We start from the raw sequence: 15,628 nt of genomic DNA on the forward strand, positions 1-15,628 counted from the left end.
ATCGGCCCACATGCAGGGCATTTAGCCAGGAGGCTATTTTGTTAGACAACATTAAACTTTCGCTGCAGTACATTCTGCCAAAACTGTGGCTGACTCGCCTGGCGGGCTGGGGCGCGAGCAAACGTGCTGGCTGGCTGACCAAACTGGTCATCGATCTGTTCGTCAAATACTACAAAGTCGACATGAATGAGGCGCAAAAGCCGGACACCGCCGCTTACCGCACCTTCAATGACTTTTTTGTGCGTCCACTGCGCGATGACGTACGCCCGGTAAATACCGACCCTAACGTGCTGGTGATGCCTGCCGACGGTGTGATAAGCCAGTTGGGCCGCATCGAAGAAGATAAAATCCTGCAGGCAAAAGGCCATAACTACAGCCTGGAAGCGCTGCTGGCAGGTAACTACCTGATGGCTGACCTGTTCCGCAACGGCAGCTTCGCCACAACTTACCTTTCACCTCGTGACTACCACCGCGTGCACATGCCGTGTAACGGCATTCTGCGTGAAATGATCTATGTTCCGGGTGACCTTTTCTCCGTCAATCACCTGACGGCGCAAAACGTCCCGAACCTGTTTGCCCGTAATGAACGCGTGATCTGCCTGTTCGACACCGAGTTTGGCCCAATGGCGCAAATTCTGGTTGGTGCTACCATTGTTGGCAGCATTGAAACCGTCTGGGCTGGCACCATTACGCCACCGCGTGAAGGCGTGATTAAACGCTGGACATGGCCTGCAGGCGAAAGTGAAGGTGCCATTGCACTGCTTAAGGGCCAGGAAATGGGTCGCTTCAAGCTGGGCTCGACGGTGATTAACCTCTTTGCGCCGGGCAAAGTAAACCTGGCTGAGCAGCTGAAAAATCTGTCCGTCACCAAAATCGGTGAAGTGCTGGCTGTCTCAAGCGAACCCGTCATTGAGCCCGAAGTTCCGGTGAGCGAAATCCCTGCCGAGATGCTGGACACCAAAGCAGACGAACCCGAAGCGCCAAAAACCGCAGAATAACGTCTAAAATCAGGCGACCGGTCACCCCGGAGCCTGCAAGCTCACAGCACTTAACCACGAAAATCAACCCATTGATTTTCTGCTAAAACATCCAAGAGGGAGACATGGTTTTCCCTCTTTTCCAGCAACGTTATAGGTAACTGACGTGCGCCTGATTATCACGTTCCTGATGGCCTGGTGCCTCAGCCTGGGGGCATACGCAGCGACAGCCCCCGATGCAAAACAAATCTCGCAAGAACTGGAGCAGGCTAAGGCCGCCAAAAACACGCCTAACCAAGCAGAAATTGTTGAAGCACTCCAGTCGGCACTGAATGCGCTGGACGAGCGTAAAGCCTCGCTCGAACGCGCCGAACAATACCAACAAGTCATTGATAATTTCCCTAAACTGTCGCAAACCCTGCGTAAGCAACTGACCAACCTGCGCGATGAACCCGAGGAAGTTTCCCCGGGCATGAGCAGCGACGCGCTGAACCAGGAGATCCTGCAGGTCAGCAGCCAGCTTCTGGACAAAAGCCGCCTTGCTCAGCAGGAACAGGAAAGAACCCGGGACATCAGCGATTCGTTAAGCCAGCTGCCTCAGCAGCAAACGGATGCGCGTCGCCAGCTTAACGACATCGAGCGCCGCGCCGGTACCCAACAAAGCGGCGGTACCCCGCTCGCCCAGGCCCAGCACTTCCTGCTGCAGGCCGAATCCGCACGCCTGAAAGCGCAGGTTGATGAACTCGAACTGGCGCAGCTTTCCGCTAACAACCGCCAGGAGCTTTCGCGCATGCGCGCCGAACTGGCGCAGAAGCAAAGCACCCAGCTGGATGCCTATCTCCAGGCGTTGAGAAATCAGCTCAATAGCCAGCGCCAACGTGAGGCGGAACAGGCGCTGGAAAGCACCGAACTGCTGGCGGAAACCAGCGCCAACCTGCCGCCGGAAATCGTCGAGCAGTTCAAAAATAACCGCGAGCTTTCCCAGGCACTCAACCAGCAAGCTCAGCGTATGGATCTGGTCGCCTCTCAGCAGCGGCAGGCCAATAACCAGACGCTGGAGGTCCGCCAGGCGCTGAATACGCTCCGCGAGCAGTCCCAGTGGCTCGGCGTTTCCAACGTGCTGGGTGAAGCGCTTCGTGCCCAGGTCGCCCGGCTGCCGGACATGCCCAAACCGCAGCAGCTGGATACCGAACTGGCTCAGCTGCGCGTAGAGCGCCTGCACTATGAAGATTTGCTCAATAAGCATGCTCAACTGCGACAGGTTCGCCAGGCAGACGGCAGCCCGTTAACGCCGGAACAAAATAAGATCCTGCAGGCCCAGCTTCGCACCCAGCGAGAGCTGCTGAATTCGCTGTTGCAGGGCGGCGATACCCTGATCCTTGAACTCACCAAGCTGAAAGTGGCCAACAGCCAGCTGGAAGATGCCCTGAAAGAGGTGAACGAGGCGACCCACCGCTACCTGTTCTGGACATCGGACGTCAGCCCAATCGGCATCAGTTGGCCGCTGGAAATCGTTCAGGATCTGCGGCGTCTGGTCTCGCTGGATACCTTCAGTCAGTTGGGGAAAGCCGCGATCATGATGGTGACCAGCAAAGAGACGCTGCTGCCGCTCTTTGGCGCGCTGATTCTGGTCGGGTTTAGCATTAGCTCGCGCCGACACTTCACCGCCTTCCTGGAGCGCTCCAGCGCCAAAGTCGGCAAAGTGACCCAGGATCACTTCCGCCTGACGCTGCGCACCGTGTTCTGGTCGATTCTGGTCGCCTCTCCGCTTCCCGTACTGTGGGCGACGCTCGGCTATGGTTTGCAGGAGGCATGGCCTTACCCTATCGCAGTGGCGATTGGCGACGGTGTAACCGCCACGGTTCCCCTGCTTTGGGGGGTGATGATCTGTGCAACCTTCGCCCGCCCTACCGGGCTGTTTGTGGTGCATTTCGGCTGGCCGCGCGAGCGCGTAGGCCGGGCCATGCGCTACTACATCATGAGCATCGGCCTGATTGTGCCGCTGATCATGGCGCTGATTATGTTCGATAACCTCAATGACAGAGAGTTTTCTGCCTCTCTGGGCAGGCTTTGCTTCATTATGATTTGCGGCGCGCTGGCTATCGTCACGCTTAGCCTTAAGCGCGCCGGGCTGCCGCTCTACCTCGACAAACAGGGCGATGGCGACAACATCGTCAATACCATTCTTTGGAACCTGCTGCTTTGCGCACCGCTGATGGCCATTCTGGCGGCTGTCGTCGGCTATCTGGCGACGGCTCAGGCGCTACTGGCGCGTCTGGAAACCTCGGTGGCTATCTGGTTCCTGCTGCTGGTGATTTATCACATTATTCGCCGTTGGATGCTGATTCAGCGCCGCCGTCTGGCCTTTGATCGTGCCAAACACCGCCGGGCTGAAATCCTTGCCCAGCGAGCGCGTGGCGAAGAAGAGACGGCGCATGCCAACAGCACTGAAGGATCGGCCGAAACCGTGGACGAACCGGAAGTCGATCTGGATACCATCAGCGCCCAGTCCCTGCGCCTGGTTCGCTCGATTCTGACGCTGATCGCCCTGCTGTCGGTGATCGTTCTGTGGTCGGAAATCCACTCGGCGTTTGGCTTCCTCGGCAACATCACTCTGTGGGATGTCACTTCCACGGTTCAGGGTGTGGAAAGCATCGAGCCGATTACGCTTGGTGCGGTACTGATTGCCATTCTGGTGCTGATTATTACCACCCAACTGGTGCGTAACCTGCCCGCGCTGCTGGAGCTGGCGATTCTCCAGCACCTGAACTTAACCCCCGGCACCGGCTATGCGATCACAACCATCACGAAGTACCTGCTGCTGCTGATTGGCGGGCTGGTTGGCTTCTCGATGGTGGGGATTGAGTGGTCCAAACTGCAGTGGCTGGTGGCGGCGCTCAGCGTGGGCTTAGGCTTCGGTTTACAGCAAATCTTTGCCAACTTCGTCTCCGGCCTGATTATTCTGTTCGAGAAGCCGATACGCATCGGCGACACGGTCACCATCCGCGATCTGACGGGCACCATCACGCGAATCAACACCCGCGCGACAACCATCAGCGACTGGGACCGCAAAGAAATCATCGTGCCGAATCAGGCCTTTATTACCGAACAGTTCATCAACTGGTCGCTTTCGGACTCGGTCACACGCGTGGTGCTCACTATTCCTGCTCCGTCAGAAGCAAATACGGAAGAGGTCACCCAGGTCCTGCTGGAAGCCGCACACCGCTGCACGCTGGTGCTCGATACGCCAGCGCCGGAAGCCTTCCTGGTTGATCTCCAGCAAGGTATCCAGGTCTTCGAACTGCGTATTCACGCGGCGGAAATGGGCCACCGAATGCCGCTGCGCCACGAAATCCACCAGCTGATTCTGCAGGGCTTCCGCGAGCACAACATCGAGATGCCGTTCCCACCGTTCCAGATGCGTCTGGAGAGCCTCGGCGGGCAACGTAGCAGTAAGACGATTAAATCCGCGGGCAGAGCCGCCAGAACGCCTGGCAGCCTGTAATTTCAAGGAAGGGCAAAACGCGTTGGCAAAAAACCAACGCGTTTTTTATTTCAGCAGTTTAGGCAGTTCACGCAGGCACCATGCTTTGGCCTCGCCCATGCTGTCGCGCCGCCACGCCATGATGATATCAATCTCGTTGGTATATTCCGGGCTAACCACCCGCAGGCGACCTTCGGCAATATCCTGCTCAACCAGCGGATACGGCATCGTCGCCACGCCAAGCCCGGCCAGCAGCGCCAGCCGCTTCTCTTCGATAGAGCTCACCGTCAGGCGCGGCTGTTTGTCCAACAGACGTACCGTTAACACCGGCCTTTCACGGGCGGTATCGGCCACCGCCACGCCACGATACTTCACGCGGGTCACCTCAGAAAGAGGCTCCGGCTCCTGATGAATCGGGTGATCCGGCGCGGCAACATAAACGCTCATCACTTTGTAAAGCTTGCGGGAGTTAATCTCCGAGGAACTGCGGAAGTGCATATCCGGCGCGATAACAATATCCGCCCTGCCCTGCTCCAGGCGCTCCCAGGCCCCGGCCAGTACTTCGGTGAAAATAGATAATTGGGTGTCAGCTTTATCGGCCAGCTTATCCACCAGCGGGAACAGTTTTTCCGTCGGCACCAGCGCTTCGGTGACGATGGTCAGGTTTGCCTCCCAGCCCCGCGCCAACGCTTCCGCGTCAGTGGTCAACTTATCCGCCGCTTCGAGCAGCACGCGCCCTCGTTCCAGCAGCATACGCCCCACGTTGGTAAATTTGGTGCGGTGGCCGGATCGGTCAAACAGCACCACATCTAACTCTTCTTCCAGTTTTTGCATGGTGTAGCTGAGCGCGGACGGTACACGTCCCAGCTCGTCGGCCGCAGCGGCAAAGCTCCCGCGCCTGTCGATCGCATCCATGACCCTTAACGCTTCCAGCGTCAACGCCCTTTCTTTCGCCATTTCGTTCTCATTCAGGAAATTTGAACATACCGAGCAGATTAACTGGCTAACAATGCAGCGTCCAGACCCTTAACATGGGTTTAGTGTAAAGAGAGGTCAAGAATTATGATTACGACAAGAACAGCCAAACAGTGTGGTAAAGCTGACTACGGATGGCTGCAGGCTCGCTACACCTTTTCTTTTGGACACTACTTCGACCCGAAACTGCTGGGCTACGCCTCTCTGCGCGTGCTCAACCAGGAAGTTCTGGCCCCTGGAGCCTCGTTTCAACCGCGCGGCTACCCGAAAGTAGACATCCTCAACCTGATTCTGGAAGGGGAAGCGGAATACCGCGACAGCGAAGGCAACCATATCCAGGCCAGCGCCGGTGAGGTCCTGCTGCTTTCCACCCAGCCGGGGATCAGCTATAGCGAGCACAACCTCAGCAAAGACAAATCGCTGACGCGTATGCAGCTGTGGCTGGATGCCTGCCCGGATCGTGAAAATCTGCTGGTACAAAAGATCCCGTTAGCGGGAACATCTCATCAGCTGATTGCCTCGCCGGATGGCAGCAATCACAGCCTGCAGCTCCGCCAGCAGGTGTGGATCCACCATATTGAGATGCAAAAGGGCGAGCAGCTAAGCTTCCAGCTTCATGGCCCACGGGCCTATCTGCAGTCAATTCACGGCACGGTGCATGCGGTGACGCCATCAGAAGATAAAGAAGCGCTCACATGCGGCGATGGCGCGTTTATTCGTGATGAGGCGAATATCACCCTGGTCGCCGATACGCCGCTGCGCGGCCTGCTGATCGACTTACCGGTCTAACCTACCGCCTGCCTCTTTCGTCCTGAAAGGGGCAGCATCCTTCTATCCCTGGGTATTTCTCCGCAAAATTCATTCTGTAGAAAACCGCCTCCTCCAGGACACAAGCCGCATACGGCCAAATATTGCCATGCCTACGAATAACATCCCCGATATATTCTCGTTGGTTTTGGTGCTTTATTACTTTGGTTAATGCTCACTTGCATGGTCGGCGCAACCGCTAACTCGTTCAAATATTTCGATAAATCATCATTCAATCTTGCAATCAGCGCGCGCGTAGACTACCAGTTCTGCTTCTGTAAAAGCCCCATATAGTAAGTAAATATTTAAGGGCTGCGTTTCCTCTAGCCCTTACTATTTATCATGACTTAAATAATAACCTAATATTTATAATGAGTTACGAATACCTGGTGTGAGTTTTACTCTTCCCATATCAAAGTTAAGGGTTCGGTATACCTGAGAGCGCTCTTTTATTAGGGTAAAGAGGAAAATCGCGTTACATATTTCTTAATATGTAAACTCTGTGACGCTCAAAATAAAAGACTCGGAATGAGTAAATTCGCGGCGCTTTGGGAACATTCCCAATCATGACTAAAGTTTCAAAACAAACATCTCAACGCTAACACAACTCCTTATTTAAAAGGTCTAAAATGAATATTAACTTTAGACTGGTTATTAAAAATTCCGGTTTAAAAACAAAATAAGAATGTGTGATAACGCTCACCAACTGGAACGTTCCCGCTTTACGGCAAAAAAAGGAGACGTTTAAGATTGACCTCTCTTTTGAACCACTCTGGAAAGCCAACAAACATCAATAAAAAAATCAAATACTGATAATTAAAAATCAGAAAATCGCCAGAGTATAAATCCGGGAAACGAATAAAACCGGCGAACGCGCTCGGCCTAAAAATAAATATAAATATTACATTGATAAACGCCACTGCGTTTAGCTATCCCGCAAGCTAATTCTTGCAGGCGCTTTGATACATACAGCACTTGAAAGTCAGCGCCGGTAAGGCTGCTGGCGATGTTTTCTGATTTTGCCGGTTCTGAATGGCTTCGTGCGTCATTGAAAGCGAAGCCATTCAGAATGTATCAATTGCTTACAACAAATAAGCGTAGCAGTTTCGCTTCAAAGGGGTAGTTGCCATGGACGTTTATGGTCAAAGATATGCCATGTTTATCTCTTTTGATGCTGTTGCCGTCTCAGGTATTACGGTGGAAGCATTAAAAGTCTCTCAAAGCCTTAAGCAAAAAGGTATCAACTCTTATCTCGATCTTGGGTACGATATTAAGGTTGACAAAGGCAATTTTAATAAACCTTACGATCATGAGCCCGAAATTTATCGCGATGCTTTTACCTTAACGCGCATCAGTGGGATTACTTCTGTACCTCATTACTCCCCAGAGTTTATTGAAAAAGCACACGCCGTACTTATCAGTGAAAGGCTTTCTGTTTCATTTGAAGAAAAAGCAGAAATAATCCGCGCCGTTGAATATTCCGCCCAAAGTCTGGCCGAAAGAATTTTACTTCAATGGAAACAGCTTCGAATTTGCACCGTGATTGTCGAAAACGGCACGCTGCCAGAGAATATAATTTATACCCGCGCACTTTATCTCGCTATAGAACAATACGGCCACCGTCACCAGTTAGGAAATTTTGTTATCTGGCGCGATCACGACCTCATGTGGAACAGCGAGAAAAATATCATGAAGTATGGTTTACCGCCGTACAACCATGCCATTAAACCGATCAAATCCCCTTTTATTAGCTACGTAACGCTGAATAACGATCTCAAAGAAAAGCTGGAACACTGGTGCCAGCGGGAAGTCGATATTCACGTAGTAAAAAATACCTACAGCTTTACCGGCCAACAGGCGCTGAAAAACATCCGGTCATCCCTGGATATTTCCGCCGATGACATAGTCATTGCCCGAACGACGCGCATCATTCCGCAGAAGCGTCTGGACCGTGACGTACTGCTGGTACAACGCCTTAACCACCTGTTCAGAAAGCACAATATTGATAAAACCGTCTGGCTTTTGCTCGCCGGTGATACCCGTGAGCACACCACGCATGCAGGCGAGCTGGAGCAACTGGCACAGGAGCTGGACATTAAGCCCTATGTGAAGTTTCTTGGCCCGCTGCACCATAACTTCATGCCCAAAAGCCAGGGAAAAATCACCATCGAGGATCTCTACCATTCCTGTGACCTGGTGTCGTTCCTGACCTCATGGGACTACGACAGCTACGGTAATCCCATTGGGGAGGCGATCAGCAGCCAGCGCTGCTACATCACCACCCGCTACGAATATTATCCGGAAGTCTACGGCCAGCACGGCTTTGAAGCCCCAGTGATGCCTATTTCAGACGGACAAGACGGCCTGCCTGACGAAGCCTTCATCAACGAAGTTTTTTTACTGCTTACCAATAAACCTGAAATGGATCGTATAGCCGCGAAGAACTTCGCCATCGGCAAAAACATCCTTTCTAACAACGTGATGGACATTCTGAATATCACCGCCCCAGGAGTAGATATGCGCGATAACATTTTCGTCTCGGTAGTGCTGCCTGTTTACAATGAAAGCGACCGAATTGATGAAGTTTTAGCCTCATTATTTGGCCAACAAACGCATGGCCGATTGGTAACCCATGACGCTTATGAAGTGATCATCGTGGATAACAATTCCCGCGACGATTCCGTGGCAAAGATAAACCTCTTCAAAGAAAAACATCCGGCGATGGATGTGCACATTATTCAAGAGAAGATTCAGGGTGTCTCATCGGCCCGTAAATGCGGTATGGATTACGCCGCCCTGCGCTCAAGGGCGCGTGATGCCAGGCTGGGCAAAAGCAATAAACACTATATTGTCTCCGCCGATGCCGACTGCACCGTGGACCCTTACTGGCTGCATACCCTGATAGAAAAAATGATTGCCGACGACGGCGATCTCGGGACCTGCAATTACTATTACGACCGCGAAGCATTCCAGCAGCGCCCCAACCTCTTCCGTGAAATCCAAAAAACCCTGCGCTGCCGCGACGTGTCGTTCTCGCTGTTTGGCGGCTTCCCGGATGGCAAAGGCTTCGCTGTTGAGCGAGGCCTGTACGAAAAAATTGGTGGTATCGAGATCTTCTACCAGCTGGAAAAAGGCCGCTTCGTAGAACACCTTTCCGACGACTGGGATTTCGGCATCAAGATCATCGCCTGCGGCGGCAAGCCGGTTTACGCCAAAGAATCCTTTGTGGAAATCAACAGCCGCCGCGTGGACACCATTATTGACGATGTGATCAGCGGCATCGCCTACGGCAGCGACGGCATCATCATCATGAAAGATGTGCGCCCGGACGTCTCAATCCAAAAAAACACGCTGATTGATCTCACCGAAGAGCAGGCCCGGCAGGGTTGGGAATACTCCATCAAAGACTACATCCCGAAAAACATCGTTCTTCCAGCCTTGCTGAATCCGCACATCTTGCTGGAGAACGAGCGGGTACGTGCCTTTTTCTCACCGCAGGTTGCAGAGCGGCTTTACCAGCGCATTCACGCCATTAAGCATGAAATGAGCATCATCGACTTTAAGCCGATCCATAGCTACAAAACGCCAGCCTACCGGCTCTATTTCGAGTTCCGCCACGAGATATTCACCGCGCTGCGCAACGCCGTCGGGGAGGACATTGGCTTTGCACCACCGCTTCCGGCCTGCTTTGACAGCGTCGCGGAAAAAGATTTCGAACGCTTTGTCTGGTACTTCTGTGAAGATCGCGAGTCCGGTGAAGCCCACAACTACTTTGCCAACGGAGGTGTTTTCTGATGAATACCGAAGCTCTCGCATCCTTAAAAGATCTCGACCCGGCCTATCCGGTTCCGGCAGTTTACGGTTTCCTCTCCCAGCCGGAGAACGAGGCTTTTCTGGACTACGTCCATAAAGATCCTTTTGGCTGCCATGTTTTTCCCGGTGACATTGAGCACTACCCGCTGGCGTCGTTCTTTGCCGATATGGAGCACGACATTCGGGCTGCGAAACAGATCCATCTGTGGGCCTATATCCCCACCTGCCGCTACCGCTGCCACTTCTGCCAGTATCCAACGGTGATTCTCAACCCGAAATCGCCTTCGGCGGAAGGCGTCTTCCGGGATCTGGTGGACTACAACATCAAAGAAGCGAAGATGTGGCTGGAAAAAGTACCGAGCCTGTCAAAAGCGGAAATTGGAGAATTCAATATCTTTGGCGGCACGCCTTCCCTGCTCCCGGAGCCGGAACTGCGTCGGTTGATGGACTTCTATTACACCCACTTTAATTTCTCGGCGGCAACGCTTCGCTTTGAAGGCGAACCTGGGACATTAAACCGCGAATACATCGGCATTCTGAAAGAGCTGGGCTTCAGCAAAATCAGCTTCGGCACCCAATCTTTTAACGACGCTATTATTGCCGCCTGTGGCCGCCAGCACACCGCCGACGAGTGTGAAGAAACCATACGCAGCGCGCGGGAACAGGGCATTGACTGGGTCAGCGTCGATCTTATCTACGGCATGCTGGGTCAAACCGTGGATGACGTGAAGTACGACATGGAGCGCACCCTGGCGCTGGATCTCTCCCACGTCGTCTGCACCAAGCTGCACATGGAAGAGTTCATGAAAACGCGCACCGGCGTATCCGGCGAACGTGAAAGCCTGTGGCAGAAAAAAGGGCTGATCAACATGAACAACATGACGTTCCCTGGGCTGGGCAAGCAATATCAAATGCGCGAGCTGGTCGAGAAATACCTCACCGAGGGCTATCGCGAACACCCCACGATGTATTTCCACCAGAACCACCTGGAAGCGGAAAAGTGGAAAGGGCTGATTACCGATCTGGACAAACAATATCCCGAGGTCGCCATCGGCCTGGGCGGCAGTTCGAAATGCACCCGCGCCGAAGCCATTAACATCACCGGCTATAAGCAATACAAGCAGTTCCTCGATGAAGGCCGCCTGCCTATCGAAGAAAGCCACGGTATTTCACCGGAACAGCGCGAAGTTAACGCCTTCAAAATGGCCCTCTCCACGCTCATTCCGGTTGACGATACCGTGTTCGCGACACGCTTCAACGGCAACAGCTTTTTTGAAAACCGCATCATCAAACCAACGCTGGAAAAGCTGCAGGCAAAAGAACTCGTGGTGATTGATCAAGGCGTGGTCACGCTGACGCCCATCGGCGTCACGCTGGTTGAAGCCATCATTAACACCCAATTCATCTCAGCCGACGCAGAACAGGAGTAACTGATGAGCCACTCTTCAACCACGCCGGTTTTCAGCCTGTTTTACATCGCCATCGACACCGAAGCGGGCATCACCCAGCAGGCGTTTGAAACCTTTGTGCAAAATAAAGGCGTACATATTCCCTGCTATCCGGGCTGGCGCTGGACGCTGCTTCGCGGGCTACGCGGCGAACGTGCCGGGCAATATTTGATGCTGTTTGAAATCGAAAATGCGGCAATGCGGGATCGCTATATGGCCGCAGACGGCAACCAGACCGAAGAGGCCCGCGAGTTCTGGGGGCAGCATCCTGAAGCGGAAGCGCTGCTGGCCGAATGGCGCAGCTACGGCACTTTCAGCGAACTGCCAACGCTGTTCACCGATTATCGCCTGCTGGCCGAAAATCAGAAAAGCACCGTCCAGCCGGGTCCCCGCTACCAGAAGCAACCGCCGGTTGCTCGGGTGATTGGTATTCACAACCTCGCGCTGCGCCCCAACGTCAGCGCCGAACAGTTTGAACGTTTTATCGAGGGCAACCATCACCGGATTGAAGATTACCCGGACTGGAAATTCCGGCTGTTGAAAGGGGAGCGAGGTAACCGGCTCGATCAGTATGTGGTGCTGATGGAAATCGCCAGCCTGGAGGCGCTGGATGTCTTTTACCCCGAACCGGATATCGCTACCGACGAAGCGGCCAAATTCGCCCAGGCGCACCGCGATACCAAACAAATGTACGAGGAATGGAAAAAACTCGCCTCGTTTTCCGGGTCGCCACAAATCTATACCGATTACCTCTCGGTAGCAGAAAGCCTCAATTAACGCTTACCGCCGCGCGTGCCCGAAGGACCGGGCACGACGCATTCACGCGAGTGAATTCACACATTGAGTCACAAAATTACTATGACGATTAACTCAACACCACCCCTGGCGGACGTACAGTCGCGGGAACAGCATGCCACACGCGCCATATTTTTTATGGCCGGTTTAGCCATGTCGTCCTGGGCCCCGCTAATTCCTTTCGCTAAAGCGCGGCTGGCTATTAACGACGGCGCTTTAGGGCTGCTGCTCTTTTGCATCGCCGCAGGCTCGATGCTCGTCATGCCGTTTACCGGCCGGCTGATCGCTCGCTTTGGTTACCGTCGCCTGATGATCCTCAGCGTGCTGGGGCTTGCCGCGGATTTACCGCTGCTAATGCTGTTTGACCAGCGTGAAGCCATGGCGCTGGCTTTGCTGCTGTTCGGCACCTTCAACGGCATGCTCGACGTCGCCATGAATGCTCACGCCGTGGTCGTCGAACAGGAGAGCGAGCAGGCAAAAATGTCCGGCTTTCACGGCTTTTACAGTATCGGCAGCATTGCCGGCGCAGGCTTCGTCAGCTTCTTTCTGTGGCTGGGGGCTACACCGTTGCTTGCCGTGTGCACCATCACTGTTTTTCTGACTTTACTGCTCGCCGCCTCTGCCCGGAACATTTTGCCCAAACAAAATAAAGCCACGAGCAGCAAAGGCGAGACGTTACGCGTGCTGAGCCATCCGCCCGTGCTGGCCATCGCGATACTTTGCTTTTTCGTCTTCATGCTTGAAGGCGCCATGCTGGACTGGTCGGCGGTATTTATGACCTCGGAACGCGGCATGAGCGCTTCGCTCGCGGGCTTCGGCTACACCTTATATTCCATCACCGTCACCCTTGGGCGGCTCAGCGGCGATCGTCTGGTCAGCGCCCTGGGCGGCAAACTCGTGCTGCTCCTCGGCTGCGCTATTGCTGGCATCGGGATTATCCTGCTCGTCTTCACCCATTGGGGCACCTTGCCGGGGTTTATCCTGGCCGGAGCCGGGCTCGCCAACATTATTCCCATTCTCTTCACCTCCGCCGGTAACCAGCCGGGGGTTTCAGCGGATTTCGCGATCCCTGCCGTCACGCTTTTTGGCTACAGCGGCCTGCTCGCGGGACCTGCGCTGATTGGCTTTATCGCCCATCACATTGGGCTCAGTTTGACCTTCAGCGGTGCCCTGTTGCTGCTTTTGTTTGTGGCTTCAGGTTCGCCGTTTATTTCTCGCCAGCGTTAATGAAACAGGAGTTTGTATGAGTCACTCATCACCGGCAGTATTCAGCCTTCACTATGTAGGTCTTAACCTGAAAAAGGGCGTCACCGAAGAGACGTTCGAAGCCTTTGTGCAGGCCAAAGGCGTGCACATCCCGGCTTATCCGGGCTGGCGCTGGACCTTGCTGAAAGGCCTGCGCGGCGAGCGTCTGAACCAATATCTGATGCTGTACGAAGCAGAAAATGCCGACAGCTACGCGCGCTATATTGATAGTCAGGGGGAACAAACGGAACAGGCGCGTGCTTTTTGGCGCGATCATCCTGCAGGCATTGAGCTTATCAACACCTGGAAAACCTTCGCGACGTTTGGCGAGCTGCCAACGATTTTCTCCACCTATCAGCAGCTCGCTGAAAACGAACATAGCTCTTTGGCAGAAGGGCCAAACTACCAGCTACGCGACGGACAAGAACCGATTAAACGCGTGGTCGGGCTGCATAATCTGGCATTGCGTTCAGGTGTTTCCCCGAAGACTTTCGATACGTTTATCCGCGACAACGTTCACCGTATCGACGACTACCCGGGCTGGAAATTCCATATGTTGAAAGGCACCGGCGGCAATCGAGTTGAGCAATATCTGGTGATGCTCGAGATAGAAAGCCTGGCCTCGCTAAACTCTTTCCACCCGGAGCTGGATGTCTCCACGGAGAAATCGCTGCAGTTCGTGAAGGATCATCAGGAAAGCGAAAGGATGTACGACGAATGGCGCGAACTGGCTTCGTTCTCCGGCGCCCCACAGCTTTATACCGACTACATCACCATTGCCGGTAGCCTGTAACCTTACGTTTCCCTTCTCCTTGCGGGGAAGGGAAAACGGCGTCAGGCCAGCTGGGTCATCGTGGTTTCCCCTTTCTCAATACCTAACTCGTACAGCGTAAACGCCGTATATTTTTCGATAAGGGTAGCCAGTTCAGGCGAGTGACTGGTGAGCCAAATCTGCGTGTAGCGGCTTGCCTCAGCAATCAGGCGGGCAAGCGCCGGGAGCATTTGCGGATGCAGGCTATTTTCAGGCTCATTGAGGGCGATAAACTGCGGCGGTCTCGGGCTGAGCAGCGCCACCGTCAGGCAGAGAAAACGCAGCGTGCCATCTGAAAACTCCGCGGACTCCAGCGGGCGATTAATCCCCAGTCGGTTCATCATCATCTGGAAGCGCCCGCCGCTGTTATCGCAGAAAAACTTGCATTCCGGGAAAGCCTGCTCCAGCACGGTAAACATCAGCTCGCTGTCGCCAATTTCGACGATGGTCTGAAACGCGGCGGCCAGGTTCAGGCCATCGCCGGACAGCACCGGGGACCGGTAGCCCACCTGCGGTAACCTCAGGCCAGCGCCTTTGGAAATATCGAACTCGTGGTAGAAACGCCAGTTACGAAGCGTCTCCCTGGCGCTGGAGACTTCCGGGTACAAATGCGGCTCGCCAAGCTGGCCAAAGAGGGATTCATTTTCGTACAGCGTGGCGGCGTGAGTCACCTTTTCGCCGTTGACGTTATTAAGGAAAACCGTCTGATTACGCCGCTGCATGACCGACGACGAAGGGCGCCGCCGGTAGCCGCTGAGCCAGATTTGCTCCTCTTTAACAATGGGATCGAGGCCAAACATCGTCGGGTACGGCAGCGGCTCGGGAAAGCCCACCTGCAGCTCATATTCAAACGTATCCGTTTCTACCGCCAGCGTCAGCCTGCGCGGCGCGCTGGCGTAGCCGCGGGCGCGATCGCCCGCCCACATCGCTTTCTGGATCCCGCCTTCATCAGAAAGCCAATGGGACAGTTGCCCACTCCCCGCACCGTGGATCAGATGGATCGCCTTATAAATATTAGACTTACCGCACCCGTTGGGCCCAAACACCACGTTCAGCCTGCCCAAATCAATGGAAAGCTTGCGCACGGAACGGTAGTTGTCGATGTAGAGGGATTTGATCATGATTTTTCGCCACAGTGAAACTTGTGGGCCATTATGGCAAATACTCGCCAAAGCGCACTTATTTGCCGCCAGAGGCTCAAAGCGATCCCACTGCAATCACAATGTAAAAGCACAGCACGGCAACGATCGTGCCGATCACAATCCTTCTGTCC

The 15,628-nt window shown here is 54.2% G+C and carries 10 protein-coding genes; 8 read left to right on the forward strand and 2 right to left on the reverse strand.

Going from position 1 to position 15,628, the window contains the following annotated elements; all coding sequences use genetic code 11:
* Nucleotides 1–38: 38 nt before the first annotated feature.
* Entirely contained in the window at nt 39–998 is a 960-nt protein-coding gene (gene asd, locus ACREYP_RS19995) for an archaetidylserine decarboxylase (RefSeq protein WP_336818300.1), read from the forward strand.
* A 145-nt stretch (nt 999–1,143) separates the two neighbouring features.
* Entirely contained in the window at nt 1,144–4,482 is a 3,339-nt protein-coding gene (gene mscM / locus ACREYP_RS20000; RefSeq protein ID WP_008453628.1) for a miniconductance mechanosensitive channel MscM, read from the forward strand.
* Between the two features lie 45 nt (nt 4,483–4,527).
* Here mscM and ACREYP_RS20005 read toward each other — a convergent pair whose 3' ends face one another.
* Complete coding sequence (locus ACREYP_RS20005) at nt 4,528–5,418, reverse strand: LysR family transcriptional regulator (protein WP_008453630.1); 891 nt, start codon at nt 5,416–5,418, stop codon at nt 4,528–4,530.
* 105 nt (nt 5,419–5,523) lie between these two features.
* Between ACREYP_RS20005 and ACREYP_RS20010 the strand changes: the two genes are divergently transcribed.
* The 6 genes from ACREYP_RS20010 to ACREYP_RS20035 all read left to right on the forward strand — a co-directional run bounded on the left by ACREYP_RS20010 (nt 5,524) and on the right by ACREYP_RS20035 (nt 14,337).
* Nucleotides 5,524–6,225 carry a pirin family protein gene (locus ACREYP_RS20010; RefSeq protein WP_336818299.1) on the forward strand — a complete coding sequence of 234 codons (702 nt, stop codon included), beginning with the start codon at nt 5,524–5,526 and terminating at the stop codon, nt 6,223–6,225.
* Nucleotides 6,226–7,398: 1,173 nt separating this feature from the next.
* Nucleotides 7,399–10,038 carry a glycosyltransferase gene (locus ACREYP_RS20015; protein ID WP_336818298.1) on the forward strand — a complete coding sequence of 880 codons (2,640 nt, stop codon included), beginning with the start codon at nt 7,399–7,401 and terminating at the stop codon, nt 10,036–10,038.
* Nucleotides 10,038–11,486, forward strand: coding sequence for a radical SAM protein (locus tag ACREYP_RS20020; protein WP_008453637.1), 1,449 nt, complete (start codon nt 10,038–10,040; stop codon nt 11,484–11,486). The genes ACREYP_RS20015 and ACREYP_RS20020 overlap by 1 nt, the downstream gene beginning before the upstream one ends.
* A 3-nt stretch (nt 11,487–11,489) precedes the next feature.
* A complete protein-coding gene (locus ACREYP_RS20025; protein WP_336818296.1) occupies nt 11,490–12,281 on the forward strand; it encodes a hypothetical protein in 792 nt (263 codons plus the stop codon).
* 81 nt (nt 12,282–12,362) lie between these two features.
* Nucleotides 12,363–13,526, forward strand: a complete 1,164-nt coding sequence (locus ACREYP_RS20030; RefSeq protein ID WP_336818295.1) for an MFS transporter — start codon at nt 12,363–12,365, stop codon at nt 13,524–13,526.
* Nucleotides 13,527–13,542: 16 nt separating this feature from the next.
* Nucleotides 13,543–14,337: a hypothetical protein gene (locus ACREYP_RS20035; RefSeq protein WP_336818294.1), complete on the forward strand. Its 795-nt coding sequence runs from the start codon at nt 13,543–13,545 to the stop codon at nt 14,335–14,337.
* 41 nt (nt 14,338–14,378) lie between these two features.
* Here ACREYP_RS20035 and ACREYP_RS20040 read toward each other — a convergent pair whose 3' ends face one another.
* Nucleotides 14,379–15,476 carry an AAA family ATPase gene (locus ACREYP_RS20040; protein WP_336818293.1) on the reverse strand — a complete coding sequence of 366 codons (1,098 nt, stop codon included), beginning with the start codon at nt 15,474–15,476 and terminating at the stop codon, nt 14,379–14,381.
* Nucleotides 15,477–15,628: the final 152 nt, after the last annotated feature.

It is taken from the genome of Enterobacter sp. TMH.L2 (assembly GCF_050847315.1).
Lineage (GTDB): Bacteria > Pseudomonadota > Gammaproteobacteria > Enterobacterales > Enterobacteriaceae > Cedecea.

Excerpts from the sequence above, each read along its gene's own strand:
- ACREYP_RS20005 (WP_008453630.1), bottom strand. The coding sequence starts at position 5,418 with ATGGCGAAAGAAAGGGCGTTGACGCTGGAAGCGTTAAGGGTCATGGAT.
- ACREYP_RS20020 (WP_008453637.1), top strand. The coding sequence starts at position 10,038 with ATGAATACCGAAGCTCTCGCATCCTTAAAAGATCTCGACCCGGCCTAT.
- ACREYP_RS20015 (WP_336818298.1), top strand. The coding sequence starts at position 7,399 with ATGTTTATCTCTTTTGATGCTGTTGCCGTCTCAGGTATTACGGTGGAA.
- ACREYP_RS20030 (WP_336818295.1), top strand. The coding sequence starts at position 12,363 with ATGACGATTAACTCAACACCACCCCTGGCGGACGTACAGTCGCGGGAA.
- ACREYP_RS20035 (WP_336818294.1), top strand. The coding sequence starts at position 13,543 with ATGAGTCACTCATCACCGGCAGTATTCAGCCTTCACTATGTAGGTCTT.
- ACREYP_RS20040 (WP_336818293.1), bottom strand. The coding sequence starts at position 15,476 with ATGATCAAATCCCTCTACATCGACAACTACCGTTCCGTGCGCAAGCTT.
- ACREYP_RS20010 (WP_336818299.1), top strand. The coding sequence starts at position 5,524 with ATGATTACGACAAGAACAGCCAAACAGTGTGGTAAAGCTGACTACGGA.
- ACREYP_RS20025 (WP_336818296.1), top strand. The coding sequence starts at position 11,490 with ATGAGCCACTCTTCAACCACGCCGGTTTTCAGCCTGTTTTACATCGCC.